The organism is bacterium, from assembly GCA_026398675.1.
In the GTDB taxonomy this organism is placed as follows: domain Bacteria; phylum RBG-13-66-14; class RBG-13-66-14; order RBG-13-66-14; family RBG-13-66-14; genus RBG-13-66-14.
Genome location: JAPLSK010000251.1, coordinates 1 through 1,691 on the forward strand (window position 1 = coordinate 1; position 1,691 = coordinate 1,691).

At 61.1% G+C, this 1,691-nt stretch carries 3 protein-coding genes; all 3 read left to right on the forward strand.

Annotated elements, in window-relative coordinates:
* Nucleotides 1-180: 180 nt before the first annotated feature.
* The 3 genes from NTW26_07845 to NTW26_07855 are packed head-to-tail and all read left to right on the forward strand — an operon-like array spanning nucleotide 181 to nucleotide 1,689.
* Entirely contained in the window at nucleotides 181-489 is a 309-nt protein-coding gene (locus NTW26_07845; GenBank protein ID MCX7022166.1) for a nucleotidyltransferase family protein, read from the forward strand.
* On the forward strand, nucleotides 479-817 hold the full coding sequence (locus NTW26_07850) for a DUF86 domain-containing protein (protein ID MCX7022167.1): 339 nt from the start codon (nucleotides 479-481) through the stop codon (nucleotides 815-817). The genes NTW26_07845 and NTW26_07850 overlap by 11 nt, the downstream gene beginning before the upstream one ends.
* Nucleotides 818-819: 2 nt before the next feature.
* On the forward strand, nucleotides 820-1,689 hold the full coding sequence (locus tag NTW26_07855; GenBank protein MCX7022168.1) for a permease-like cell division protein FtsX: 870 nt from the start codon (nucleotides 820-822) through the stop codon (nucleotides 1,687-1,689).
* Nucleotides 1,690-1,691 lie beyond the last annotated feature (2 nt).

The following is a 1,691-nucleotide window of genomic DNA, read 5'->3' on the forward strand; positions in this document are numbered from 1 at the left end:
CCGACGGGCAACCTAGACCCCGAACTCTCGGAAAAAATCATGGTCCTTCTGCGCAAGATAGCCACGCGCGGGACCACGGTCATCGTGGCCACCCACAACTACGAAATGGTCAAGCGCGTCGAGGCGCGCGCCATACACATCGAGGCCGGCCAGGTGCTGGTGCAGTGATGGACCGTTGCCATGTTTGACATCAAACCCTACATGGAAAGGCTCGCGGAGTTCTGCCAACGGTGGAGGATAACCGAGGTGGCACTCTTTGGCTCGGCGCTGCGCGACGACTTCGGTCCGGACTCCGATATAGATCTGTTGGCACGTTTCGAGCCCGAGGTCCATTGGTCTATCCTAGACCACGTCCAGATGGAGGACGAGCTGGCCGAGCTCTTCGGGCGAAAGGTGGACCTGGTGAGCCGAATGGCCATGGAGGAGAGCCGGAATCCTTACCGTAAAGAAGAAATACTCTCGACGGCGCAGATAATATATGCCGGCTGATGATATAAGCTTTGCAAAGGATATTCTCGAAGCCGCTAAGGATGCCGTTGATTTCGTCAGCAACCTGAGCCGGCTTGAATTTGAGGAGGATATCAGGACTCAGGCGGCGGTGATACAAAGACTGACGGTTATCGGGGAGGCCGTCAAACGGCTTTCTCAGGGAATTCAAGAGCGATACCCGGATATCCCGTGGAGTAAAATGGCACGGATGGGGGATTTACTCGTTCACTACTACCACAGGATTAATTTTTCCGAAGTCTGGGACACGCTGAAAAACGACTTGCCGACACTGATTGAGAATATAAAGTCTTTTCTCGGCGAGGACTGACCGTGGGCAACCTGGGCTACTACATTCGTGAGGGTTTTTCCGGCCTGCGGCGCGGCGGGTCCGGCAGCGCCGGTGCCGTGCTCACCGTCGTGCTCTCCATCCTGGTCCTCGGCGTCGTCCTGTTGGTGGTCCGCAACCTCCAGCTCCTGGTGGAGGAGGCCCGCGCCGAGGTCGAGGTCGAGGCGTACGTCGCCGGCGACCCCTCCCCCACGGAGCTCTCCTATATCGAGACCTCCATCACCGGGCTCCCCGGCGTCGAGGCGGTCCGCTACGTCTCCAAGGCCGAAGCCCTCGACGAGCTGCGCGTCATGCTCGGCGCGGACCAATACCTCCTCTCCGAGATAGAGGAAAACCCCCTCCCGGCTTCCTTCCGCCTCACGTTGACCCCGGATTACCGCACCGACGAGCGGCTGGCCCAGATATCCGATCAGCTCGAGCTCGTCCCGGGCGTGACCCGCGTTTCCTACGGGCGGGAGTGGGTGGAGTCTCTTTCGGAAATAGTGCGCATCGCCGGGCTCGGGGGGCTGGTCATCGGCGGGGTGCTGGCGCTGGCCTCGGTCCTGGTTGTGGGCAACGCCGTGTCGCTCTCGGTTTACATGCGGCGGGATGAGATAACGATTCTCAAGGTCGTCGGCGCCACGCACGGCTTCATCCGACGACCCTTCGTCGTTGAGGGTTTCCTGGTGGGAGTCCTGGGTGGGGCGATCGGGGTGGCGTTATCCTACATCCTCTACGCCACGGTGGGCCGGCTCGTCGGTGCGAGCACTTTTCTGCCCTGGGAGTGGTGGCTGGGGCTGGTGGGTCTGGGCGCGCTCGTCGGCGTCATCGGGAGCTTCTTCGCCGCCGCCGCCCACGTCCACCGCGCGAAGTAAAA

What these genes read in the sequence shown, in the direction of transcription:
- NTW26_07845 (MCX7022166.1), top strand. Translation starts at nt 181, where the DNA reads ATGTTTGACATCAAACCCTACATGGAAAGGCTCGCGGAGTTCTGCCAA.
- NTW26_07850 (MCX7022167.1), top strand. Translation starts at nt 479, where the DNA reads ATGCCGGCTGATGATATAAGCTTTGCAAAGGATATTCTCGAAGCCGCT.